The following is a 23,164-nucleotide window of genomic DNA, read 5'->3' on the forward strand; positions in this document are numbered from 1 at the left end:
CGCCTGGCGGTAAAGACGGAACATTGTTCCATCATCGCGCGGCCGCGCACCTTGCGCCGGCTCCGCGATGCCCCTATTTTCCTGCCCATGCGTTTGCTTACGACCCTTCTGCTGCTGGCGGGCTTCCTGATGAATGTCCCTGGGCTTCACGCCCGGGACCTGTTGCACAGCCATGACCAGACAGGCCATACGCATAGGCTGGTCGGGGTAGAGCACCCGCCCACGAGTACCACGGGTACACTGTCTATCGATTGCCACCATGGATGCAGTCACATCCATGTGGCCGACCGGGTCCGCGGTACCCGTGTGGTGGAACCCGTGGTCTGGGGTGTGACCAGCTATCCGGTGGAAGCGCCCTTGTTGCCCGAAAGTGCCGAGCCTGCACTTCCCGACGAACCGCCGCGCGCCTGACGAACCGATCCTTGTCGCCGCCGTCCTGACCGGGCGGCCCGGTATCTGTTTGTCATCGCGGAGTATCCATGCGGCTGCATCATGCGGTCGCCCTGGCGATTTCGATCGCCGGGGCCCCGGCGGCATGGGCGCAAACCACGCCCGCCGCCGCCCCCACTCTTTCCCAAACCTCAACTGTTCTCACCCCTGACGCCGCCATCGCGCTGGCCCTGGAGCATGCGCCGCGTGGCCAGGCGGCGCGCGCCCGGCTGGATGCTGCGGGCGCGGCCATTGATCAGGCCGATACCAGCCCCAATCCGGCGATCGGGTTCGAATTGGAAAACTTCTCCGGCTCCGGTCCCTATCGCGATTTCCGATCCTCGGAACGCACCTACAGCCTGTCGCAGACCATCGAACTGGGGGGCAAGCGCAACCGGCGCACCGATGCCGAGCGGGCCACCCGCGACGGGGCCGCGGCCGATCTGGCGCTGGCCAGGCTGGAGTTGGCGCGCGACGTGCGTCTGGCCTTCAGCGAGGCGGTGGCGGCATCGCGGCAGGTGGCCTTGACCCAGGACGGACTGCGTCTGGCCGTGGCCGTGCAGGAAGCGATCAAGGCGCGGGTGGAAGCGGGACGCGAGGCCCCTATCCAGGCATCACGCGCCGACATCACGCGCCGTCAGGCGCAACTGGCCCTGAATCAGGCCGACCGCCGCTTGACCATCGCGCGGCAGACGCTGGCCGGCCTCACCGGCCTGCCCCCTGCCGCTCTGACCCTGTCGGAAGACTGGTTTACGCGCATCGACGCCGATGATCCTCTCCCCTCAGGTGATGCCGCCGACCTGCGCCGCCGGCAGGCGGATGTGGCGCGAGGCCGGGCGGAGCTGTCGGTGGAACGGGCCAAATCCATCCCCGACGTCACGCTCTCCGCCGGTTTCCGGCAGTTCCGGGAGGATGGGGAGCATGCCTTTCTGATGGGCATCTCTGTTCCCATTCCAGTCTTTGACAGCAACCGGGGGGCCATCGCCAAGGCGCGGGCCGATCTGGTTGCGGCAGAGGCGGATTTGGCTGCCGAGCGTATCGACCTGGACCGCCGCGTCCATACGGCCCGCGCCAATCTGGCCGCCGCAGCCGAGACCGCGCGCACACTTCAGGACAGCATCATCCCCACCGCCGAACAGGCCTTTGCGCTCGCCAATGAAGGCTATGCCCAGGGCAAGTTCGCCTATCTGGAGGTGCTGGAGGCACAACGCACCCTGGTGGATGCGCGCACCGACCTGATCAACGCCCTGCAGGGCTTCCACGACGCACGGGCGGAGCTGGACCGGCTGACCGCCCCGGACATTGAGGTGTCCCCATGAAGATCACGAAGAAGCATGTCCTGATCGGCGTGTCCGCCATTGCCCTGCTGCTGGCCGGTGGTGTTGCCGTCACCAACTTCACCACCGCGCCTAAACCCGCTGCCAGCAAGGCCGGCGATGGACATGATCACGGCGCCGGGGAGGAGCATGGCCACGAGCATGGCGAAGGGGGGGGCGCCATCCATATGGATGCGGCCACCATCGCCCGTTCCAAGATCACGCTGGTCGAAGCCGGCCCCGCCCCCGTCTCCCGCGATATCCGTGTCATGGGTACGGTCGTCGCCGATGCCGACCGTATGGTGCATGTCACTCTGCGTGTCTCCGGCATCGTGACGGAGGTGCATAAGCGCCTGGGCGAACCGGTCTCGCCGGGCGATGTGCTGCTGGTGCTGGACAGCCGCGATCTGGCCGACGCCAAGGCGGAATACCTGTCGGCCCTGCGCCAGAACGCCCTGGCCGCCACCACCCTGTCGCGGGAGGAGGGGCTATGGCGCAAGCAGGTGTCAGCGGAGCAGGATTACCTGGCCGCCCGCGCCGCCGCCGAAACTGCTGCCATCACGCTGGCCGCCACGCGCCAACGCCTGACGGTGCTGGGCCTGTCGGCGACGGAGATTGCGGGGCTGGATAAGCAGCCGTTCAGCCTGGGCCGGCTGGAAGTGCGCTCCCCCATCGCCGGCCGCGTCATTGGCCGGGAGGCTGTACGGGGTGAGTTGCTAGCCGCCGAAAAGGAGGTCTTCTCCGTCGCCGACCTGTCCAGCGTCTGGATCGAACTGCCCGTCTATGCCGCTGACCTGCCCGCCGTGAAGGAGGGCCAGTCCGTCAGCCTGACCGGCCAGGGGGGCCGCATGGCGGAGGGCAGGGTGATCGCCGCCGGCGCCACCCTGGACCCGCAGACAGGGGCCGCCCGTGTGGTGGCCGCACTGGATAACAAGGATGGCGTGTGGCGGCCCGGTGATTTCGGGTCCGGCACCATCCAGGCCGGTGGCGAGTCGGCAGACATCGCCGTGCCGTCCAGCGCGCTTCAGGTGCTGAACGGTGACACGGTCGTCTTCGTGCGCAACGCCGAAGGGTTCGAGCCGCGCGTGGTGGAGGTCGGGCGGCGCAACAGCCGCTTTGCCGAAATCACCTTCGGCCTGTTCCCCGGTGAACAGGTGGCGACGGGCAATACCTTCCTGCTGAAGGCCGAGGCCTCGCGTGGGGAAGCCGCCCACAGCCATGCGCATTGACGGGAGGGATCTATGATCGAACCCATCCTGTCCTTTGCCATCCGGCGGCGCGTGTTGGTGGTCCTGTTGGTGGCGGTCCTGTCGGCCTTCGGCCTGCGGTCGCTGCTGCAACTGCCCGTCGATGCCGTCCCCGATATCACCAACAACCAGATCCAGATCACGACGCTGGCCCCCGCTCTGTCGCCGTTTGAGATCGAACAACAGGTGACCTACCCGGTCGAAACGGCCCTGGCCGGCATCGCCGGCCTGGAGGATACACGCTCCATCTCCGTCAACGGCCTGTCGCAGGTCACGGCCATTTTTGAAGAAAAGGTCGATATCTATTTCGCCCGACAGCAGGTGGCCGAACGGCTGGGCGAAGCGCGCGACCGCCTGCCCCCCGGCCTGACACCCACCATGGGCCCGATCTCCACGGGCCTGGGCGAGGTCTATATGTGGACCGTGGAATATGGTCCCTTCGATCCTGCCAAGGCCAGGGGGGGATCGCCCGGCTGGCAGCCGGACGGGTCCTATCTGACGCCCGAGGGGGAACGACTGACCACGGAGGTGGAGCGGGCTACCTATCTTCGCACTGTCCAGGACTGGATTGTGGCCCCGCAGATGAAGGGCGTACGCGGTGTGGCCGGGATCGACGCGATCGGCGGCCATGTCCGGCAATATCATGTCCTGCCCGATCCGGCCCGGCTGGTCAGTTTCGGCCTGACCTTTGCCGATCTCGGGACCGCCCTGGAACGCGCCAACCAGAGCTTAGGTGCCGGCCAGATGGAGCGGAACGGGGAACTGTTCATCGTCCGCTCCGACGGTCGTATCGCCACGCCCGAGCAGATTGCCGGCACCGTCATCGCCACGCGCGGCGGCGTACCGGTCCGCCTGTCGGATGTGGCCACGGTGCAGACGGGCCAGGAACTGCGGACAGGCAGCGCCAGCGAAAACGGTCGGGAAGTGGTGGTGGGGACCGCCCTGATGCTGATCGGGCAGAACAGCCGTACCGTGGCCGATGCTGTCGATTCGAAGATGCAGGAAATTCGCCGTTCCCTGCCCGCCGACATCCTGGCCAAGACGGTGCTGGACCGCACCGATCTGGTGAATGCCACCATCAAGACCGTGGCCAAGAACCTGACCGAAGGGGCCCTGCTGGTCATCGCGGTGTTGTTCCTGCTGCTGGGCAATATCCGCGCGGCCCTGATCACGGCCTTGGTCATTCCCGTCACCATGCTGTTCACGGCGACGGGCATGCTGGAAGCCGGCGTCAGCGCCAATCTGATGAGCTTGGGCGCGCTCGATTTCGGCCTGATCGTTGATGGGGCCGTGATCATCGCCGAAAACTGCCTGCGAAGGCTGGGAGAGCGGCAGCATCAACTGGGCCGCGTCCTGACCCTGAACGAACGGCTGGCAGAGGTGATGGCGGCATCGAAGGAGATGATCCAGCCATCCGTCTATGGTCAGGCCATCATCATCATCGTCTATCTGCCGCTGCTGACCTTCACCGGGGTCGAGGGCAAGATGTTCGAGCCGATGGCGATGACCGTGATCATCGCCCTGGTTGCAGCCTTCATCCTGTCTTTGACCCTCGTCCCCGCCCTGATCGCCCTGTTCGTGTCGGGCAAGGTGGAGGAGAAGGAGAATGTGATCATCCGCACGGCCGGCGACTGGTACCGCCCCTGGCTGGAGCGGGCCCTGGCTGCGCCGACGCGGGCGGCGGGCTTTGCTGCGGCCCTGTTTGGTCTGTCGCTGCTGTTGTTCACGCAGTTGGGACAGGAATTCATCCCGCAACTGGATGAGGGCGATGTGGCGCTGAACGCGTTCCGTATCCCCAGCACCAGCCTGCCCCAGGCCACCGAACAGCAGCTGGAGATCGAAAAGGCCATCGCCGCCTTCCCGGAAGTGGCGTTTGCCTTTTCCAAGACGGGCACCGCAGAGATCGGGACGGATGTGATGCCGCCCGGCGTCTCTCATATGTTCGTGATGCTGAAGCCGCGCGGCGACTGGCCCGACCCGGACTTGTCCAAGGCCGAACTGGTAGAGCGGCTGGAAAAGGCCGTGGGCAGCCTGCCGGGCCAAGTTTATGAGGTCAGCCAGCCGATCCAGCTTCGCTTTAACGAATTGTTGGCCGGCGTGCGCGGCGATATCGCCATCAAAGTGTTCGGTGATGATTTCGATACCTTGCTGACGACCGCCAACCAGATCGCCGCCATCATCCAGACGGTGCCGGGGGCGGCGGATGTGCGGGCCGAGCAAGTGTCGGGGGCGTCTTTCCTGAATGTGGAGGTCGATCGCGACCGTGCCGCCCGTTACGGCCTGTCGGTAGCCGATGTGCAGGAGGTTCTGGCCATCGCAGTCGGCGGGCGGGAGGCGGGGCTGCTCTATCAGGGCGACCGCCGCTTCGACATCCTGGTCCGCCTGCCCGATGCCCTGCGCAATGATCCCGACGCGCTGGCGACCCTGCCGATACCTTTGGCGGAAGGAAGGACGGTCCCACTGGGCGAGGTGGCCAATATCCGCTTTACCGAAGGCCCGAACCAGATCAGCCGGGAAAATGGCAAGCGCCGCATCGTGGTGCAGGCCAATGTCCGGGGCCGCGATATCGGCTCCTTCGTCGCTGAAGCGCAAGAAAAGCTGGCGGCGCAGGTGCTCGTGCCCGCCGGTTACTGGGTCACCTGGGGCGGGCAGTTCGAAAATCTGATCGCGGCGCGCGACCGACTGATGATCGTGGTGCCAGCCTGTTTTGCCCTGATCTTCCTGCTGCTCTACAGCGCCTTAGGGTCGGCCCGCGATGCGGCGTTGGTGTTCAGTGGCGTGCCGCTGGCGCTCACCGGCGGCATCCTGGCGCTGTATCTGCGGGGCATGCCGTTTTCCATCTCCGCGGCCGTGGGCATGATCGCCCTGTCGGGTATCGCGGTGCTGAACGGTCTGGTGATGCTGTCCTTTATCCGGCAATTGCGCATGAAGGGCATGGCCCTGGATCAGGCTGTCCGTGAAGGGGCCATGACGCGCCTGCGGCCTGTGCTGATGACGGCGTTGGTGGCCAGCCTGGGCTTTGTGCCGATGGCGCTTTCCACCGGTGTCGGGGCGGAGGTGCAGCGCCCCATCGCCACCGTCGTTATCGGCGGCCTGATCACCGCCACCTTGCTGACCCTGATCGTGCTGCCGGCTTTGTATCGCCGGTTCGCCGGCCCCGTCCTGTCCACCACCGATGACCCGACCAACGCCCTTCCCACTTCCTACCTGGATGAAAGGTAAGCATCATGTTGAAGCCGTTCCTGACCGCCGCCCTGATCATGCTGCTGCCCCTGTCCGGGGTGGTGGCCGCCGAAAAGGGCCATGACCATAGCCATGGCACCGCCGAAAAGGGTAAACATGGGGGTATCGTGCAGGATGTGGCCGGGGTAGAGGCCGAACTGGTCATCACCACCGGCACCATAGCTGTCTATCTGTCCGACCATAGCGCCGTACCGGTATCGCCAGAGGGCGCCATGGCCAGCGTGCTGCTGACGCAAGGCACCAGCCGCGTGGGCACCATCGCCCTGAAACCAGTTGGTGACCGTCTGGAAGGCAAGGGCGAGGTGCCGGCAGGGGCCGATATCGTGTTGAGCCTGCGGACCAAGGACGGCAAGACCGGTCAGGCCAAGTATGAACTGGGTGGCCATTCGCATTGAGGATGGTCAGCCTGCCCTCTCCCGCCATGGTGGGAGAGGGCCCCATCCATCATGCACGGAGGTTCCATGGGCGACGGGCATCATCACGCGGGCGGCCAGGATCACGGCCATGAGCATGACCATGCTCATGGCGGGTTGCTGGGACCGCGTGCGGAACTGTTTGCCGCTTTGGCCTGTGGCGTGGCCTTTATTGTCGGCCTGGGGCTGGAGAAGCTGACGGCACTTCCCGGCTGGCTCCCCATCACGGTCTATATCGCCGCCTTCTTGCTGGGCGGGTTGTTCACGGTGCGGGAGGCGGTGGCCAACCTTCGCAGCGGGCGGCTGGAGATCGATACGCTGATGCTGGTGGCCGCTATCGGTGCCGCCAGCCTGGGGGCCTGGGCGGAAGGGGCGCTGCTGCTGTTCCTGTTCGCGCTGGGCCATGCCCTGGAACATCACGCGATGGGCAAGGCACGCCGCGCCATTGAGGCACTGGCCGTGCTGGCGCCCCGCACCGCCCTGCGCCGCACCCCGGATGGGACGGCGGAAGTGGCGGTGGAGGATCTGGCCGTCGGCGATGTGGTCATTGTGAAGCCCGGTGCGCGTCTGCCCGCCGATGGCTTTGTGGTGACGGGACAAAGCGGCGTGGATCAGGCCCCGGTGACGGGCGAAAGTATCCCTGTCGACAAATCCCCCGTGCCCGACCCGGTACAGGCCCGCGCGGCGCCGGATCGGGTGGAGGCAGACCACCGCGTCTTTGCCGGCACCATCAATGGCGACGGCTTGCTGGAGGTGGAGGTGACGCACCTGTCCAGCGACAGCACGCTGGCCCGCGTCGTGCGTCTGGTGGCCGAGGCTGAAAGCGCCAAATCCCCCACCCAGCTTTTCACCGACCGGTTCCAGCGCATCTTCGTGCCGCTGGTCCTGGTTCTGGTGTTCCTGCTGCTCTTTGCCTGGACCGTGGTGGATGAACCGTTCCGGGACAGTTTCTATCGCGCCATGGCGGTGCTGGTGGCGGCCAGCCCCTGTGCGCTGGCCATCGCCACACCCAGTGCGGTGCTGTCGGGCGTGGCGCGGGCAGCACGCGGCGGGGTGCTGGTCAAGGGTGGGGCACCGCTGGAACTGTTGGGGGCCGTCACTGCCATTGCCTTTGACAAGACGGGCACCCTGACCGAAGGCCGCCCGCGCCTGACCGACATCATTCCCGCCCCCGGCGTGACAGAGGCGGAATTGCTGTCCATTGCGGTTGCTGTGGAGGGGTTGAGCGACCATCCCCTGGCCCGTGCCGTGACGCGCGACGGGCGGGAACGCCTGTCCGGTGCCGCCATCCCCGCCGCCAGCGACCTGTCCAGCCTGACCGGCCGGGGTCTGTCGGCCATGGTGGCGGGGGAGAATGTGCTGATCGGCAAGGCGGACCTGTTCGGCCGGGATGGCGTGGCGCCGCTGTCGGAACCGGTGCTGGTGGCCGCCGCCGGTCTGCGCGCCGCGGGTCGCACCACCATGCTGGTGCGTCACGGCGACCGTGATCTGGGGGTGCTGGGCCTGATGGACCGGCCGCGGGCGGAAGCGGCGTCCAGTCTGGCCCGTCTGCGGGCTTTGGGTGTCAAACGTCTGGTGATGCTGTCCGGCGATGCCGGCCCTGTCGCCGCCTCCATCGGCCGCGACGTGGGGGTGGATGAGGCTGTGGGCGACCTGATGCCCGCCGATAAGGTGGAAGCCATCGGGAAGATGGCGACGCAGGGGATCGTGGCCATGGTGGGTGACGGGGTCAATGACGCCCCGGCCCTGGCCCGCGCCCATATCGGCATCGCCATGGGGGCCGCCGGGTCGGAGGTGGCGCTGGAAACAGCAGATGTGGCCCTGATGGCCGACAAGCTGTCGCACCTTCCCTTCGCCGTCGGCCTGTCGCGCCAGACCCGTGCCATCATCCGCCAGAATGTGGTCATCAGCCTGGGCATGGTGGCGCTGCTGGTGCCGGCCACCATCCTGGGCCTGGGCATCGGCCCCGCCGTGGTGCTGCATGAAGGATCGACCCTGGTGGTTGTCTTCAACGCCCTGCGCCTGCTGGCCTGGAAGGAGCGATGAGACAGGGCGGTCCGGGGCTGCTATAAGCCCGGCCATCTTCCCCTTTCATAGCCACTTTTCCCCATGTCCCCTATCGCCGTTGCCGCCCTTTACCGGTTCCATCCCTTGCCGCATTTCCAGGAATTGCGGCAGCCCTTATTCGATCTGCTGTCCGCCCACAGGGTCTGCGGCACCCTGCTGCTGGCGGCGGAAGGGTTGAACGGCACCATCGCCGGGCCGGCGGACGCGATGGAGCAAGTGGTGGCGGATATCGCCCGTATCGCCGGCCTGCCTGACCCTTTGCAGCCGCGCTGGTCCACCACCGACACGCCTCCCTTCGGCCGCCTGAAGGTACGGCTGAAGAAGGAGATCGTGACCATGGGTGTGCCGGGCATCGACCCGTTGCGCGCCGTCGGCACCTATGTGGAGCCGGAGGAGTGGAACGCCCTGATCAGCGACCCCGACACCCTGCTGATCGATACCCGCAACAGCTTTGAGGTCGGGTACGGTACTTTCAAGGGCGCCGTCGATCCCGGTACCACCACTTTTGGCCAGTTCCCCGACTATGTACGCCGTGAACTGCACCCCGCCAGGCACCGCAAGGTGGCCATGTTCTGCACGGGCGGTATCCGCTGCGAAAAAGCCACGGCCTATATGCTGGAGCAGGGGTTCGGGGAGGTCTATCACCTGAAGGGCGGTATCTTAAACTATCTGGAACGGATCGGGCCGGAAGACAGCCTGTGGGAAGGCGGTTGTTTCGTTTTTGACGAACGGGTGGCGCTGGGCCATGGGCTGACCCCGGTACCGGGTGCCACGCGCGATAATGAAGAATGATCCGGCCCGAGGTTCAGGATTTTTCCAGCCAGCCTGACAGGATACGCACCCAGAGCCGCCGCAGCGCTTCATGGCCGGGTGCTGGGCCGGCGGCTAGTTCCTGCATGGACATGCCGCGCAGCATATAAATGGTCAGGACCATCAGGTCTGCCATGTCCGCTAGTCCCTGGCTGCCGGGGCGCAGCGACAAGCCCCAATTGCCCCCCGTTGCGGCCAGGAAACCTGAAAAAATGGGTGCCAGCCGCGCCCGCAACTCCACATCCGTACGCGCGGCCAGTGCGACCTCAAACAGCAGGTCGCGGTGGCGCCCGGTATAAAATCGTGACCAAGCCGCCTCAATCATGGCGGAGAGCCGAACCTCTACCGGTTGGGATGGGTCGGGCAGGGCAGGGGTCAGGGAACGTGCCGCCTCCACCGCTGCCTGCAACAACCCCTCGGCGGCCAGTGCCAGCATTTCCGCTTTCGTGTCAAAATGATGGGCCCAGGCCCCACGCGACACGCCGGCCCGGTCCAGAATCACGGACAGCGATGCTGCGGCGTGTCCATGCTCGGCCAACGCGTCCAGCGTGGCGGCGGCCAGACGGTGACGCATTTCTTCCCGCCTTGTGGCTTGGCTGCGGCGGGCGGGTTTTTCCGGGTCAGTCGAACTCATCACGCTATCCGAACTTTTTGATGCATTCATCATTGCCACGAATTCCGGTCCGATGTAAAAACAAACCAATCAGTCTGTTTATGTGGCTGGATGAAGGGGAAATGACATGGCAGAGAATTTTACGCCTGGTCGGTTGGCGCGCAGCATGGCTTTTTACTCCGCCTATCACCGTCATCCGCATAACCGGTTGACCCACTATTTCGGGGTGCCGACCATTGTGTTCGCGGTCATGCTGGGCCTGTCCTATTTGACGGTTCCGGTAGCGGGCACGACGATCAGCGTTGCCTTGATCCTCATGGCGGTGTTGGCCGCTTATTATGTCTATCTGGACCCGATGATCGGCGGCACGCTGACGGCATTGTCTGTTCCGTTCCTGATGCTCGCCGACCATGTCGCAACCCTGCCTCCGGTAACGGCTGCAACCATTGGTCTCGTCACCTTCATCGGGGGGTGGGCGGTTCAACTGCTTGGGCACAAGTTTGAGGGTAATAAGCCGGCTCTGACCGCCAACCTCCTGCAGATCTTTGTGGCCCCGCTGTTCCTGGTGGCCGAAGCCTATTTTGCCCTGGGTTTGCGCAAGGATGTGGAGGCGCAGGTTGAACGGCTTGTAGCCGACGGCATCGGGGGTCCGGGCGCGATGGGCCTGCCGGTCCAGCAGGCCTGATTGTGAACGCTGGGCGCCGTATTCTGATCGCTGGGGCCGGTAGTGTCGGGTGTTATGCTGGTGGTTGTTTGGCCCTGTCCGGGCGGCCTGTCACCCTGCTAGGCCGGCCCGCCCTGATGGAAAAACTGGCCCATGCCGGATGCCGGGTCAGCGATATGGATGGCCTGGATCGGGTGGTGGCCGTTGGACCGGGACTGCGTCTGGCCACAGATCCTGTCTCTGCCATGGTCGATGCCGGGCTGATTCTGGTCACGGTGAAATGCGCCGACACAGCGACGATGGCGGACCTGATTGCTGCCCATGCCCCGGCGGATGCGCTCGTCATTTCCTGCCAGAATGGTATCGGCAATGCTGAGATACTGGCAGCACGCCTGGGCCGGCAACGGGTGCTGGCCGGCATGGTTCCGTTCAACATCGTGCAATTGCCCGATGGCCGTTTTCACCGGGGCACCGGTGGTCAGGTTATGATCCAGGCAGGACAGTCAGGTGTGTGTCGGGAATTGGATGTGCCTGGCCTGCCTGTGGTGGAAAACGCGGACATGGATGCGGTGCTGTGGGGCAAGTTATTGATTAACTTAAATAATGCGCTCAACGCCCTCTGCGGGTTGCCACTGGCGCAGGAACTGGCTGCCCGGCCCTGGCGCCTGTTGCTGGCGCGCCAGCAATGGGAAGGACTGCGTGCCCTGAAACGGGCCGGCATTGAACCGGCCAAATTCACCACCGTACCCCCACGCCTGTTGCCGTGGATATTATGCCTGCCTGATGCGTTGTTCCGTGTGCTGGCGGGGCGCATGCTGTCCATCGACCCGTTGGCCCGGTCCTCCATGTGGGAGGATCTGGAGCGTCATCGACCGACGGAGATCAGATGGTTGCAGGGGGCCGTGATCGACCTTGCCAACCGCCACGGGCTGGATGCCCCCGTCAACCGCCGTGTTCGTGACCTGATTTTAGCGGCGGAAACGGCGGGACAGGGCTCGCCACAAATAAGTGCGCGCGACGTTGCCGGCGGTTAAGTCCCGATCAGTCCCAGTTCAGGGCTGGATGCCTCTGCGCGCAGCCGCTTAGGGATACGTCCCGCCAACCGCGCCATCCGCCCGCCTTCCACACCGGCCCGCATGGCAGCCGCCATCATTACGGGATCGTTACTTTTTGACACGGCGGTGTTCAGCAACACCGCATCGCAGCCCAGTTCCATAGCCAGAGCGGCATCGCTGGCAGTGCCAATGCCGGCATCCAATACCACCGGAATCGTACTGTTTCGGCATATCGTTTCGATGTTGTAATGATTTAGAATGCCAAGGCCGGTGCCGATCGGTGCACCGAGCGGCATGACTGCGGCACAGCCGACATCGGCCAGTCGGCGGCATATGATCGGATCGTCGGTGCAGTAGGGAAGCACCACAAAACCCTCACGGACCAGTTCGTCGGCAGCGCGCAACAACTGTTCGACATCAGGATACAGCGTCTCCCGGTCGCCGATCAGTTCCAGCTTGATCCAGTTGGTGTCCATCGCCTCCCGCGCCAACTGGGCGGTCAGGACGGCGTCTTTGACTGTGGAACAACCGGCTGTGTTGGGGAGCAACCAGACCTTGCCCGCCACCAGATCCAGCAATCCCTCGCCATAGCCCGTCAGGTCGGCGCGGCGGACGGAGACGGTGAGAATTTCAGACCCCGATGCCGCTAGACTGTCCAGGAACACCTGCTGGTTGGGATAGCCGGCGGACCCCAGAAACAGGCGTGACTGGAAACTTTTGCCCGCGATCTTCAGCGGATCGTTCATCTCAACCACCTTGCAGGACCTTGACTATTTCCACCCGATCACCGGGTGAGAGGAAGGTATCGGCCCAGCGCCCGCGCGGGACCACGGTATCGTTTAGCGCTACGGCAATGCCGCGCGTACCGGGATCAACACCCTCTGCCGCCATCACGGCGGTCAGGGCGTAATTGTCCGGTTCCAGGTTCTTGCCATTAACACTGATCATCGCAGGTCCCTCTCACGCGGCGCGGGCCGCATCGAAGCGGCCAGCCCCAAACGGGGCGATATGCGGATCGACACGCCCGGTCAAGACCAGACAGGATATGGCGTCCGCTGTGATGGGGGCCAGCAGGATACCGTTGCGGTGATGGCCCGTAGCCAGCACGAGCCCGTCCAGCCCTGCCGACGGCCCCAGGATGGGGGCATCGTCGCGGCAGCCAGGACGGTGGCCCACCCACATTTCCTTCACTGGCAGTTCCTCCACCCCCGGCAGGGCTCGCCAGGCGGCGTCCAGCAATGCCAGCACCCCGCCTGCCGTCATCTGCGCGTCAAAGCCCTTTTCCTCTGTCGTGGCCCCAATGATCAGGGTGCCATCGGCACGGGGAACCAGATAACATTTGGGCGCCCAGACGACATGGGTCAGCAGCGGGTTGCCAAGGTCCATGGACAGCGACATCATTTGCCCCTTTACAGGGCGCACTGGCGGCGGACTGGCCTGTCCAGGGATAAGGCGCGACCAAGCACCAGCGGCCAGCACGACGGTGTCGGCAGGAATGGTCCGCTCGCCCAGGATCAGCCCGGTCACCCGCCCGGTCTGCACATCCAGACCCGTGACGTCCACACCCTCATGCAAGCGCGCACCGGTCTTTTCTAGCGCCACGCGCAATGCGGCACCGGCCAGACGGTTATCGACCTGTCCGTCCTTGGCGCTGAATACGCCGGCGGCAGTACGCGGGTTGAGGAAGGGTTCCTTCTCCTTGGCCGCCGCCCCCGACAGCCAAGTCAGGTCCAGGCCCAGTCCGCGCTGGAACTCATAGTTCGCGCGCAGCAATTCTACCTCGTCCCGGGTGCTGGCCACGACCAGCGTCCCCTCGGTGCGCAGGCCCACAGGCAGGCCGGTCAGTACCTCTAACTCAGCGGCAAAACCCGGCCAGCGGGCCTGACTTTCCAGGCAAAGGGGCAGCAGGCGCTGCTCCCCTGGCTCCGCTTCAACCCCAGCGGCCAGCATGCCGGCAGCGGCACGCGTAGCCCCTTGGCCGGCAGTGGCGCGGTCGAAAATATCGACGGACGCGCCGGATTGCGCCAGCCGCCAGCCAATGGCCATGCCAATAATGCCGCCGCCGATGATGGCGACGCGCGGTTTGTCTGGTCTGTGCAGCAATGTCATCTCTGCCTTCTCCCTTCGCCGGCATGACCCGGATCAGGTTCGATGGGTGTGATCTCAGCCACCTGTTTCTGGAACAGGCGGCACCCCAGGGTCCATGCGCTATGTCATGGGCCTGTCACGATCGGAATGCAAGGGGATGGACCCTGACAATTCCGCCCCGCCGGGATCGCGCTTGACCATTGGCGGCACTGGGCATATTTGCCCCCATAGGGACAGTTCCGTCCCGCCCCTTCTGCCCGGACCCCGCACCCATGTCGCTGCTGCCGATCCTCACCATCCCCGACACCCGCCTGAAGGCCAAGTGCAAGCCCTTGACCAATGTTGATGGCCGCGTGGCGACGCTGATGGATGACATGCTGGAGACCATGTACAAGGCGCCGGGCATTGGTCTGGCCGCCCCGCAGATCGGTCTGTTGGAACGGGTTATCGTGGTGGACGTCTCGGAAAACCGCAGCGACGCACTGTCCATGGTCAATCCGGAACTGATCTGGACATCGGACGAGACGGCTGTCACCCAAGAAGGTTGCCTGTCCATTCCGGAGATCTATGCCGATGTGATACGGCCCAAAATGGTCCGCGTACGCTATGTAGATCGGGCGGGAGAGGTGCGGGAAATGGATGCCGATGGCCTTTTGGCCACCTGCATACAGCATGAGATCGACCATCTGAACGGTGTTCTGTTCATCGACCACCTGTCCTCGCTGAAGCGCAACATGCTGCTGCGCAAATATAACAAGGCGAAGAAGTAAAGGGAGTATTCGCGTTCCTCAATCGCCGGCGCCGCATCCGCGGCTTGGCTTGATGCCGCACGTGCGGCGCGGCGGCGGTCGCTGCCGAAGCGTTTTACGGAGGCCCGTAAAACGCTCCCTTCCACTCTCCGCCGGGGAGGTGCCCCATGCCGTTGCGTCTCGCCTTCATGGGCACGCCGGATTTTTCTGTCTCCATTCTGGATGCGCTGGTGATGGCCGGGCATCAGGTTGTTTGCGTCTACAGCCAGCCACCGCGCCCCGCCGGGCGCGGGCAGCAATTGCAGGCCAGTCCCGTGCATCGCCGTGCCGACGCCTTGGGTATCCCCGTCCGCACGCCTAAGAGCCTGCGTAAGGCGGAAGAACAGGCAGAGTTTGCGGCGCTCGACCTGGACTGCGCCATCGTTGCCGCCTATGGCCTGATCCTGCCTCAGGCTATTCTCGACGCCCCACGTCTCGGCTGTGTCAATGTCCATGCAAGCCTGCTGCCGCGTTGGCGCGGGGCGGCGCCCATTCAGCGTGCGATCCTGGCCGGTGATGCCGAAACCGGTGTGACCATTATGCAGATGGACGCTGGTCTGGATACCGGTGCCATGCTGCTGAAGGACGCGCTGCCCATCACGCCGCGGATGACCGCCGCCGACCTGCACGACGCGTTGGCTGCCATGGGGGCGCGTTTGATAGTGACAGCCCTGCCCGGAATTGCCGATGGCAGCCTGATGCCGGTACCTCAGCCAGAAGCAGGCGTGACCTACGCCGCCAAACTTGTCAAAGAAGAGGGGCGCCTGGACCTGACCCGGCCGGCGACCGATCTTGACCGGCAGGTGCGGGGGCTGACCCCCTGGCCCGGCACCTGGATCGACCTTGCCAATGGGGAGAAGCTGAAGGTGCTGGAGGCCCAGCCGGTGGCAGGCAACGGGGAACCGGGCACCCTGCTGGATACCGGGCCGACCCTGGCCTGCGGACACGATGCGCTTCGTCTGTTTCGCGTACAGCGGCCGGGAAAAGGTCCCGTGGATGGGGCTTCCTTCCTACGCGGTTATCCGCATCAGATCGGCGGGAAACTTACGGCGTGACGTCACTACCGTTCCCTCCTGTGCTTTTGATCACGGACCGACACCAAGCCGACGGTGATCTGGTATCGGTGGTGGCGGCCTGTGTGGAGGCCGGCTGCCGCTGGGTCAGTCTGCGGGAGAAGGATCTGCCGCGGGACCAGCAATCCGCCCTGCTGATGCGGCTGCGCCCCGTGCTGGCGGGTGTCGGTGGCGTCTTGACCATCCATGGCGATCTCGCGCTGGGTAGCCTCTGTGATGGGGTGCATCTGTCTGATGGAGCGGATATTGGCACGGCGCGGGCCATTCTGGGGCCTGATGCTTTTATCGGTGCCTCCTGTCATGACCGTGCCGGTGTGGCGGCGGCCGCCCGGGAAGGCGCGGATTACGCAACCTTGAGTCCGATTTTCCCGACGCCATCCAAGCCCGGCTATGGGCCGATACTGGGCCCTGCGTCCCTGACGGGCCTGCCATTGCCCACGTTGGCGTTAGGCGGGGTTGGGGCGGCCAATCTATCGACCTGCATCCACGCGGGCGCGGCGGGTGTGGCGGTGATGGGCGGTCCGATGCGTGATCCCAGCAGCATTCCGGGTCTGCTGTCTGCCTTGGCTGCGACGCGGGGCCGCAAGGCTGGCATTTGACCCGGGACCGGGTTCGACCCCATATCAGCCCATCCTTTCAGCCACTGAACAGCCTGTCATGATCGCCGCCCCCGCCCATGGTTCCCGCGCCGTCGCCAACTGGTTGCTGTTTTGCGCCGGTATGGTCTTTGCCATGGCCATCATCGGTGCCATTACCCGGCTGACGGAAAGCGGCCTATCCATTACCGAATGGAAGCCGATCACAGGCGCGCTGCCCCCTCTAAACGAGGCGCAGTGGCTGGCAGAGTTTGAAAAGTACAAACAGATCCCCGAATACCAGATCTTAAATCGCGGGATGAGCCTGGAGGATTTTAAGTACATCTTCTTCTGGGAATGGTTCCATCGGCTATGGGGCCGGTTGATTGGCCTGGTCTTTGTCGTGCCGCTGATCTGGTTTGCTGTGAAGGGGCTGGTCACGCGCGCCATGCTGCCGGGCCTGATCGGCCTGTTTGTTCTGGGCGGGCTTCAGGGCTTTATCGGCTGGTTCATGGTACAGTCGGGACTGTCCGTGCGCACCGATGTCAGCCATTACCGGTTGGCCCTGCATCTTTCCATGGCTCTGATCCTCTATGCGCTGCTGATTCAGGCGGGCTTGGGTTTGCGCCATCCGGGAGCGGTCCACCGGCCTGACCGGTTGGCCCTGCGTCGCCATGGCTGGGTCTCTATGGCGATGGTGTCGTTGACAGTGGTATGGGGTGCCTTTGTGGCTGGGTTGGATGCCGGTTTTGCCTACAATACATGGCCGCTGATGAATGGGGAGTTCGCACCGCCCGAGATGTGGACCCTGTCACCAACCTGGCTGAATCTCCTGGAAAACACTGCGGCGGTGCAGTTTGTGCATCGTTGGCTGGCCATCGCTACTGCGGCTGTCATCTTGGCCTATGCGTGGCGCATCGGACAGCGGGCTGACCTTCCGGATGTGGCTAAACGGTCGGCACTGTGGCTGTCATTGGGTATCGGCGGGCAGGTGGTATTGGGCATCACCACTTTGCTGCACGCTGTGCCGGTCGCCCTCGGATCAGCCCACCAGGGTGGGGCGCTGGTGGTCATCGCGCTGCTGATCCGGTCAATCCATACATTGCGTCGGTAAGCCTCGGGTCAAAGAAAAAGCCCCCGCCGGCATGATCCGGCGGGGGCTTTGAATGACGTCCAGCCTCAGTTTACACGGCTGCCAGTGCCCAGCAAACCCCGGTTGCGCAGCAAGGCCTCGACCTTCGGCGCGCGACCCCGGAAGGCGATGTAGGCCTCCATCGGGTCTTTGGAGCCGCCAGCGCTGTATATTTCCTCGTAGAGTTTCTTCGCCAGCTTCGGATCAAAAATGTTGCCGGCCTCCGTGAAGGCGTCGAAACCGTCGGCATCCAGCACTTCCGCCCACATATAGCTGTAATAGCCGGCAGAATAGCCGTCGCCGGAGAAGATGTGACTGAAATGCGGACTACGGTGACGCATGACGATTTCTTTTGGCATGCCCAGCTTGGCCAGTTCCTTGCGCTCAAACGTGTCCGGGTCCAGGTCCTTGGCGTCGGTCAGGCTATGGTAAGCCATATCGACCAGTGCCGATGAGGTGAAGGACACTGTAGCAAAACCCTGGTTGAAGGTCTGAGCGGCCAGGATTTTGTCCAGCAGCGCCTTGGGAATCGGCTCCCCTGTCTTGTAATGCACGGCGAAGCGCTGCAGGATTTCGGGCTGTTCCACCCAATGTTCCAGCAACTGGGCAGGGAACTCCACAAAATCACGCAACACGGACGTACCCGACAGTTGCGGATAGGTCACGTTCGACAACATGCCATGCAAACCATGGCCGAACTCATGAAACAGCGTATTCGCATCATCGAACGACAATAGGGTCGGTTGGCCTTCCGCACCCTTCGCGAAGTTATTGTTGTTCATGATAATGGGCGTCACTTTGCCCGACAGTTTTTCCTGTTCGCGCAACGACGACATCCAGGCCCCGGATCGCTTGGACGGACGGGCGAAATTATCGCTGTAGAAGACAGCGACATGCTGGCCGCTCTTGTCCTTGACCTCATAGACTTTCACGTCGGGGTGATAGCGGGGCACATCCTTCAGCTCATGGAAGGTCACACCGAATAGCTGATTGGCGGTGAAGAACACCGCTTCCATCATCTTGTCGAGCTGGAAATACGGCTTGATCTCCTCCTCGTTCAGGTCGTACTTCGCCTTGCGCACCTTCTCGGCGTAGTAATACCAGTCCCAGGGCGCGATCTCGATGTTCTGGCCTTCGCTGGCCGCCATCTTGGCCAGATCGTCCTTTTCCTCCGCCGCGCGCACCTTCGCAGGCTCCCACACTTGCAAAAGCAGGTCTGTGGCGGCCTGCGGGGTCTTGGCCATCGTGTCGGCCAGCTTGTAGTCGGCAAAGGTTTTATAGCCCAGAAGGTTCGCGCGCTCGATACGCAGCTGCACGATCTCCTTGATGATGGCGTTGTTGTCCTGGGCATCGCCATTGTCACCGCGGGCGACCCAGGCCTTCCAGGCCTGTTCGCGCAACGCGCGGTTGGCGGAGAAAGTGAGGAACGGTTCGATCGAGGACCGCGACAGGGTGATGACATATTTGCCGTCTTCCCCGCGCTCCTTGGCGGCCTGGGCCGCGGCGGCGCGTACAAATTCAGGCAGACCGGCCAGATCAGATTCACTGGTCAGGACCAGCTTGTATTCCTTCTCATCGGCCAGGACGTTCTGGCTGAACTGGGTGGACAGGACAGCCAGACGCTGAAGGACGGTGGCCATCCGCTCGCGGTCCTTGCCCTCCAACTTGGCACCAGCACGCACGAATTCGGTGTGATAGCGTTCCAGAACGCGCGCCTGTTCTTTGGTCAGTTTCAGGCTGTCACGCTGGGCATAGAGCGCATCGATACGCGCGAATAAGGCGGCATTCAGGTTGATGGCGTTGCTGTGGGCGGCCATCACCGGTGCCATTTCGCGCTGGATTTTCTGCAACTGGTCATTGGTGTTGGAGGCCGTCAGGCTGCCGAACACGCGGGCGACCGTGCCCAGCATCTGGCCGCTCTTTTCCAGGGCGTCGATGGTGTTGGCGAAGGTCGGTGCATCCTTGTTGTCGGTGATCGACTTGATCTCTGCCAGATGGTCAGCCATGGCCTTTTCGTAGGCTGGCTTGAAGTGTTCCGGCTTGATCGCGTCATAGGGCGGGACACCAAAGCGGGTGTTCCATTTATGGAAAAAAGGATTGTCGCTGGTCACCTTGTCGGTCTCCGCCTGCGCCACCTGGATGGTCGCGTCCGCTGCCAGGGCCGTTACAGGGCCCATTGCCCCGGCCATGGCCAGGATCAGGGCCGAAGCCCCGCACTTCAACACCGTCTTCACTGCCTGTCCCCTTAATTTGTTCCAAGGGATTGTCCGAACTGTCATGGGTCCGCCATCGGGCGCCGGCTGACAAGGGGCGAAACATTTCCGTTACAATGCGCGTTTATCACGTCCCGCATTGTCGTGGATCATGGCGAACGAGGGCTGGTCGGCTCACCTAATCGTTGTTTACACTAGCCCCCCGTCTCCTCAATGTCGGATGCCCAATGACCGCTGCCTCCACCACCTACCCTCGTCTGGCCGACCTTGACATGAAGGCCCATCGCTATGCTGACAAGGGGGCCTACCAGAAGGAACTGGAAAAACTGCAGGAGACCATCCTGCATGTTCAGCAGGCCTATTGGCATGCCAAGCGCCGGGCCATCATCGTCTTCGAGGGCTGGGATGCCGCCGGCAAGGGCGGGGCGATCCGCCGTTTAACGGAAAATCTTGACCCCAGAGGTGTCCATGTCTGGCCGATTGCGGCACCGACCGCCGCAGAGCAGGGCCGGCATTATCTGTGGCGCTTTTGGCAACGCCTGCCGGAGCCTGGTACTTTTGCGATCTTCGACCGTTCTTGGTACGGCCGTGTCCTGGTGGAGCGGGTGGAGGCTTTTGCCAAGCCGCACGAATGGCGTCGCGCTTATGATGAAATCAACGAGTTCGAACGGCTTCTAACCGATGATGGTGTGCGCATCGTGAAGCTGTTCCTGCATCTCTCCCCCCAAGAGCAGTTGGAGCGATTCAAGGAAAGGCTGAACAATCCATACAAGCGCTGGAAACTGACAGCGGAGGATCTGCGCAATCGCGACAGGCGCGGTGCATACGAGCAGGCCATCGATGAGATGTTTGCCAGGACCAGTACGGATCGGGCGCCATGGGCGCTGATCCCGGCGGATGCTAAATGGCATGCGCGCGTCGCGGTTTTGCGCCATGTGGTCTCCGCTCTGGCTGAGGGCGTGGATATTACGCCACCGCCGCTTGACCCTTTGGTCAAGGACCAGTTGGAGAAATTATTGAAGTAATTGTGTTACTCAGCAGCCGCCCGACTGCGGGGCAGACGGGTCTGGGCGTCTGCCAGAATGGCGTCCATCGCAGCCAGGGCAGTGTTGATCGGTTGACCGGGGCGTAGCAGGCTTAGGCAATCGCGCAGGGCCTGCGCATCGGCCGGGAATCCGACACTGTCCAGCCCGTCGGCCATTCGTAGCGCCAACCGCCGGATACTCTGCATATCCGGGTCACTGTCACTGTTGGCCGGGTGCAATGCCCGCCTGGCATCCGCTACGTTTTGAGCGGCCAGGGACAGCAGACCGTCGACCGCCGGCCCGCCCAGTCGCCCCCGCAAGGCTCCCATCGGCCCGGTGTCAGTCGGGCGTAGCGGCATCCCAGGGGAGGGTTCTGCCGGCGCGCCGGGCAATGCCACAGCCCCCACGCCGTCGGGCGGCATGATCCGGGACAAGGTGTCCAGCAACTCTTCCAGCCGGATTGGTTTGGCGATGAACCCCTGCATGCCCACGGCCCGGCTGCGGGAGACGGTTTCAGGCAGGACATTGGCTGTCAGGGCCACGACGGGCACGGTGGACATTGGCCCGCGGCTTTCTCTGAGGCGCGCCGTAGTCTCGAACCCATCCATGCCGGGCATGCCGATATCCATGAGCACCAACCGCACCCGCTGTTCCGCCAGGATGGTCAGGGCGGTCTCCCCATCCTCGGCGGTAATGACCTGGACGCCTTGGCGGGTCAGCAACTGGCTGGCAACAAACTGATTGACGCTGTCATCCTCCACCAGCAGCACCAGCGGCCGGCTTGTCCAGTAGGGCAGCAGCCGGGCGGAACCACTCGGTGCCTGAGCGGGGGCCGTGGCCAGCGGCATGGGCAAGTCAACGGTGAAAACCGTGCCATGGCCCAGCGCACTCTCCACCTGTATTTGACCGCCCATCATGCCCACCAGCCGTTTGCAGATGGCAAGCCCCAGCCCGACGCCGCCATAGCGACGATTATCCCCGCCCTCGGCCTGGTAAAAGGCATCGAAGACGTGAGGCAATTTGGTGGGTGGGATACCGATCCCGGTATCGGCCACTGTGATGCGCACAAGGGCGGCACCGGGTGTGGCGCTGGCATGACCGAAGCTGGGCGCTTGCCGCACGGCCACCACCTTGATGCCGCCCCGTTCAGTGAACTTGATGGCGTTGCCGATCAGGTTCAGCAATATCTGGCGCAGGCGTGCCGCATCAACACTGACATGGCGGGGAACGTCCGGAGCGATGGACAGTTCAAGGGTCAATCCGCTGGCAGCAGCCCGGCCTGCCATCAGATCAATGGCATCATGCAGACGCTGATGCAGGTCCATGGGTTGCGGCAAAAGGGACAGGTGTCCAGCCTCAATCCGGGTGATGTCCAGAAGATCATCCAGCAGCGCCAACATGGACTGACCGGCCTTCTCCATCACCTCCAGCACTTTTCCTTGTGGGGAAGCGGGGTCGGGACATCCCTGGCCATTCAGGATTTCCAGCCCCCCCATCATTGCGTTGATCGGGGTCCGGATCTCGTGGCTGACGGCAGCCAGGAAAACCGATTTGGCCCGGTTGGCAGCGTCGGCTGTCTGTGCGGCTTGATCGCGCTCGCGGGCCACGCGCCCATTCTCCGCCGCTTCCGTTTCCAGCCGGCGCTGAAGATAATCGTTGGTCAAGGCCATGACGGCCATGCAGCCAGCTACCAGTCCGACAATCGCCATGATGAAGTTGAGACTGGCCCCTGGATTGGGGGAGAAGAAGCCGCCACCATCCTGGCGGATCAGGATATCGACCATACGGGCTGTCAGCACGATGGCCATCATGGTGAAGACCAGAGTGACCACCACCCATAGTCTTGGCGCCACTAAACGACCCTGTCGCCAGCTTTCATAGGCGATCGTCAGCTTGATACCGACCAGCCAGATAGTGCCTACAAGAGAGCGCAGAATGATGTCGTCGCGGTTCAGGACATCGTAAACCATCACCGACATCAAGATAGCGAGGGTGACGATCGGGACAGTCGCGCGTAGTGGCCGACCGCAGAACCGTCGAATACCCAAAAGCATCAGTACATGGGCGAATCCGATGCCGCTATTGCCCAGCATGACGGATAGCCACAAGGGAAAATACTCCCGTGCTGCCAGTGCCGCGACCCCTGTTGCTCCCATGACGACGCCACCGGTCAGCAGGCCTAAGCCTGGGATCGTCCGCTGTCGCCACCAATAAACGCCAAGTGAGAAGGCCAGCCCCGTTGCTACGGCAGCGAAGGTGACCAGCAAGGTCATGATATCCAGTTGACCCAGGATTTCCATGGCGCATTCCCCGGCCGGGTGGGCCACCGTCACTTGCTTCTTTCAACCATGATGCTGGGCCATTGTCACGGGGATTGGTGGTGTGGGCCAATCGGCGGTACCCCTTTCAGGCC

20 protein-coding genes and 1 riboswitch are annotated in these 23,164 nt (G+C 63.7%); of the genes, 14 read left to right on the top strand and 6 right to left on the bottom strand.

Annotated features, from left to right (window positions below; translation table 11 throughout):
* The first annotated feature begins 87 nt into the window (after positions 1–87).
* The 7 genes from CHU95_RS02750 (at position 88) to trhO (ending at position 9,507) form a co-directional block, all read left to right on the top strand.
* Positions 88–411, top strand: a complete 324-nt coding sequence (locus CHU95_RS02750) for a hypothetical protein (RefSeq protein WP_133065392.1) — start codon at positions 88–90, stop codon at positions 409–411.
* Between the two features lie 68 nt (positions 412–479).
* Positions 480–1,748, top strand: coding sequence for a TolC family protein (locus CHU95_RS02755; protein WP_094453510.1), 1,269 nt, complete (start codon positions 480–482; stop codon positions 1,746–1,748).
* Positions 1,745–2,974, top strand: coding sequence for an efflux RND transporter periplasmic adaptor subunit (locus tag CHU95_RS02760; protein ID WP_094453512.1), 1,230 nt, complete (start codon positions 1,745–1,747; stop codon positions 2,972–2,974). The genes CHU95_RS02755 and CHU95_RS02760 overlap by 4 nt, the downstream gene beginning before the upstream one ends.
* Before the next feature lie 12 nt (positions 2,975–2,986).
* Positions 2,987–6,214 (top strand): efflux RND transporter permease subunit, encoded by a 3,228-nt coding sequence (locus CHU95_RS02765; RefSeq protein ID WP_094453514.1) that lies wholly within the window; start codon positions 2,987–2,989, stop codon positions 6,212–6,214.
* A 5-nt stretch (positions 6,215–6,219) separates the two neighbouring features.
* Positions 6,220–6,630, top strand: coding sequence for a hypothetical protein (locus tag CHU95_RS02770; RefSeq protein ID WP_094453516.1), 411 nt, complete (start codon positions 6,220–6,222; stop codon positions 6,628–6,630).
* Between the two features lie 66 nt (positions 6,631–6,696).
* Positions 6,697–8,694 (top strand): heavy metal translocating P-type ATPase, encoded by a 1,998-nt coding sequence (locus CHU95_RS02775; RefSeq protein WP_207762347.1) that lies wholly within the window; start codon positions 6,697–6,699, stop codon positions 8,692–8,694.
* A gap of 63 nt (positions 8,695–8,757) precedes the next feature.
* Positions 8,758–9,507, top strand: coding sequence for an oxygen-dependent tRNA uridine(34) hydroxylase TrhO (gene trhO, locus CHU95_RS02780; RefSeq protein WP_094453520.1), 750 nt, complete (start codon positions 8,758–8,760; stop codon positions 9,505–9,507).
* Between the two features lie 13 nt (positions 9,508–9,520).
* Here trhO and CHU95_RS02785 read toward each other — a convergent pair whose 3' ends face one another.
* Positions 9,521–10,159 carry a TetR/AcrR family transcriptional regulator gene (locus CHU95_RS02785; RefSeq protein ID WP_165771970.1) on the bottom strand — a complete coding sequence of 213 codons (639 nt, stop codon included), beginning with the start codon at positions 10,157–10,159 and terminating at the stop codon, positions 9,521–9,523.
* Between the two features lie 106 nt (positions 10,160–10,265).
* Here CHU95_RS02785 and CHU95_RS02790 point away from each other — a divergent pair, with 106 nt between their 5' ends.
* Positions 10,266–10,823: an Mpo1 family 2-hydroxy fatty acid dioxygenase gene (locus tag CHU95_RS02790; protein WP_094453524.1), complete on the top strand. Its 558-nt coding sequence runs from the start codon at positions 10,266–10,268 to the stop codon at positions 10,821–10,823.
* A gap of 2 nt (positions 10,824–10,825) precedes the next feature.
* A complete protein-coding gene (locus tag CHU95_RS02795; protein ID WP_165771971.1) occupies positions 10,826–11,836 on the top strand; it encodes a 2-dehydropantoate 2-reductase in 1,011 nt (336 codons plus the stop codon).
* On the opposite strand, the gene thiG is transcribed toward CHU95_RS02795, so the two are convergent.
* From thiG to thiO, 3 genes are all read right to left on the bottom strand, one after another.
* Entirely contained in the window at positions 11,833–12,603 is a 771-nt protein-coding gene (gene thiG / locus CHU95_RS02800; protein ID WP_094453528.1) for a thiazole synthase, read from the bottom strand. The two genes, CHU95_RS02795 and thiG, sit on opposite strands and share 4 nt — an antisense overlap.
* A gap of 1 nt (position 12,604) precedes the next feature.
* Positions 12,605–12,805 carry a sulfur carrier protein ThiS gene (thiS, locus tag CHU95_RS02805; protein WP_094453530.1) on the bottom strand — a complete coding sequence of 67 codons (201 nt, stop codon included), beginning with the start codon at positions 12,803–12,805 and terminating at the stop codon, positions 12,605–12,607.
* Positions 12,806–12,817: 12 nt separating this feature from the next.
* Complete coding sequence (gene thiO / locus CHU95_RS02810; RefSeq protein WP_094453532.1) at positions 12,818–13,966, bottom strand: glycine oxidase ThiO; 1,149 nt, start codon at positions 13,964–13,966, stop codon at positions 12,818–12,820.
* A riboswitch (TPP riboswitch) is annotated at positions 13,959–14,064 on the bottom strand. Its footprint overlaps the gene before it by 8 nt.
* 153 nt (positions 14,065–14,217) lie before the next feature.
* On the opposite strand from thiO, the gene def reads away from it, so the two are divergent.
* The 4 genes from def to CHU95_RS02830 all read left to right on the top strand — a co-directional run bounded on the left by def (position 14,218) and on the right by CHU95_RS02830 (position 17,495).
* Positions 14,218–14,715, top strand: coding sequence for a peptide deformylase (gene def / locus CHU95_RS02815; protein ID WP_094453534.1), 498 nt, complete (start codon positions 14,218–14,220; stop codon positions 14,713–14,715).
* 146 nt (positions 14,716–14,861) lie between these two features.
* The gene (gene fmt / locus CHU95_RS02820) at positions 14,862–15,788 is read left to right on the top strand and encodes a methionyl-tRNA formyltransferase (protein ID WP_094453536.1); all 927 of its coding nucleotides are present in this window, start codon (positions 14,862–14,864) and stop codon (positions 15,786–15,788) included.
* Positions 15,785–16,405, top strand: a complete 621-nt coding sequence (locus CHU95_RS02825) for a thiamine phosphate synthase (RefSeq protein WP_094453538.1) — start codon at positions 15,785–15,787, stop codon at positions 16,403–16,405. The genes fmt and CHU95_RS02825 overlap by 4 nt, the downstream gene beginning before the upstream one ends.
* A 58-nt stretch (positions 16,406–16,463) precedes the next feature.
* Positions 16,464–17,495 carry a COX15/CtaA family protein gene (locus CHU95_RS02830; protein WP_094453540.1) on the top strand — a complete coding sequence of 344 codons (1,032 nt, stop codon included), beginning with the start codon at positions 16,464–16,466 and terminating at the stop codon, positions 17,493–17,495.
* 65 nt (positions 17,496–17,560) lie between these two features.
* Here the strand turns inward: CHU95_RS02830 and CHU95_RS02835 are convergent, their stop codons facing one another.
* Complete coding sequence (locus tag CHU95_RS02835) at positions 17,561–19,747, bottom strand: M3 family metallopeptidase (protein WP_245837832.1); 2,187 nt, start codon at positions 19,745–19,747, stop codon at positions 17,561–17,563.
* A 206-nt stretch (positions 19,748–19,953) separates the two neighbouring features.
* Between CHU95_RS02835 and CHU95_RS02840 the strand changes: the two genes are divergently transcribed.
* Entirely contained in the window at positions 19,954–20,751 is a 798-nt protein-coding gene (locus CHU95_RS02840) for a polyphosphate kinase 2 family protein (RefSeq protein WP_094453542.1), read from the top strand.
* A 5-nt stretch (positions 20,752–20,756) separates the two neighbouring features.
* Here the strand turns inward: CHU95_RS02840 and CHU95_RS02845 are convergent, their stop codons facing one another.
* Complete coding sequence (locus CHU95_RS02845; RefSeq protein WP_133065393.1) at positions 20,757–23,051, bottom strand: hybrid sensor histidine kinase/response regulator; 2,295 nt, start codon at positions 23,049–23,051, stop codon at positions 20,757–20,759.
* Positions 23,052–23,164: the final 113 nt, after the last annotated feature.

This window comes from Niveispirillum lacus, assembly GCF_002251795.1.
In the GTDB taxonomy this organism is placed as follows: domain Bacteria; phylum Pseudomonadota; class Alphaproteobacteria; order Azospirillales; family Azospirillaceae; genus Niveispirillum; species Niveispirillum lacus.

Bases quoted from the DNA above. Each gene is read 5' to 3' on its own strand.
- fmt (WP_094453536.1), top strand. From the start codon at position 14,862: ATGCCGTTGCGTCTCGCCTTCATGGGCACGCCGGATTTTTCTGTCTCC.
- CHU95_RS02790 (WP_094453524.1), top strand. From the start codon at position 10,266: ATGGCAGAGAATTTTACGCCTGGTCGGTTGGCGCGCAGCATGGCTTTT.
- CHU95_RS02830 (WP_094453540.1), top strand. From the start codon at position 16,464: ATGATCGCCGCCCCCGCCCATGGTTCCCGCGCCGTCGCCAACTGGTTG.
- CHU95_RS02845 (WP_133065393.1), bottom strand. From the start codon at position 23,051: ATGGAAATCCTGGGTCAACTGGATATCATGACCTTGCTGGTCACCTTC.
- thiG (WP_094453528.1), bottom strand. From the start codon at position 12,603: ATGAACGATCCGCTGAAGATCGCGGGCAAAAGTTTCCAGTCACGCCTG.
- CHU95_RS02765 (WP_094453514.1), top strand. From the start codon at position 2,987: ATGATCGAACCCATCCTGTCCTTTGCCATCCGGCGGCGCGTGTTGGTG.
- CHU95_RS02840 (WP_094453542.1), top strand. From the start codon at position 19,954: ATGACCGCTGCCTCCACCACCTACCCTCGTCTGGCCGACCTTGACATG.
- CHU95_RS02775 (WP_207762347.1), top strand. From the start codon at position 6,697: ATGGGCGACGGGCATCATCACGCGGGCGGCCAGGATCACGGCCATGAG.
- CHU95_RS02785 (WP_165771970.1), bottom strand. From the start codon at position 10,159: ATGAGTTCGACTGACCCGGAAAAACCCGCCCGCCGCAGCCAAGCCACA.
- CHU95_RS02770 (WP_094453516.1), top strand. From the start codon at position 6,220: ATGTTGAAGCCGTTCCTGACCGCCGCCCTGATCATGCTGCTGCCCCTG.
- def (WP_094453534.1), top strand. From the start codon at position 14,218: ATGTCGCTGCTGCCGATCCTCACCATCCCCGACACCCGCCTGAAGGCC.
- thiO (WP_094453532.1), bottom strand. From the start codon at position 13,966: ATGACATTGCTGCACAGACCAGACAAACCGCGCGTCGCCATCATCGGC.
- CHU95_RS02760 (WP_094453512.1), top strand. From the start codon at position 1,745: ATGAAGATCACGAAGAAGCATGTCCTGATCGGCGTGTCCGCCATTGCC.
- CHU95_RS02755 (WP_094453510.1), top strand. From the start codon at position 480: ATGCGGCTGCATCATGCGGTCGCCCTGGCGATTTCGATCGCCGGGGCC.
- trhO (WP_094453520.1), top strand. From the start codon at position 8,758: ATGTCCCCTATCGCCGTTGCCGCCCTTTACCGGTTCCATCCCTTGCCG.
- CHU95_RS02750 (WP_133065392.1), top strand. From the start codon at position 88: ATGCGTTTGCTTACGACCCTTCTGCTGCTGGCGGGCTTCCTGATGAAT.
- thiS (WP_094453530.1), bottom strand. From the start codon at position 12,805: ATGATCAGTGTTAATGGCAAGAACCTGGAACCGGACAATTACGCCCTG.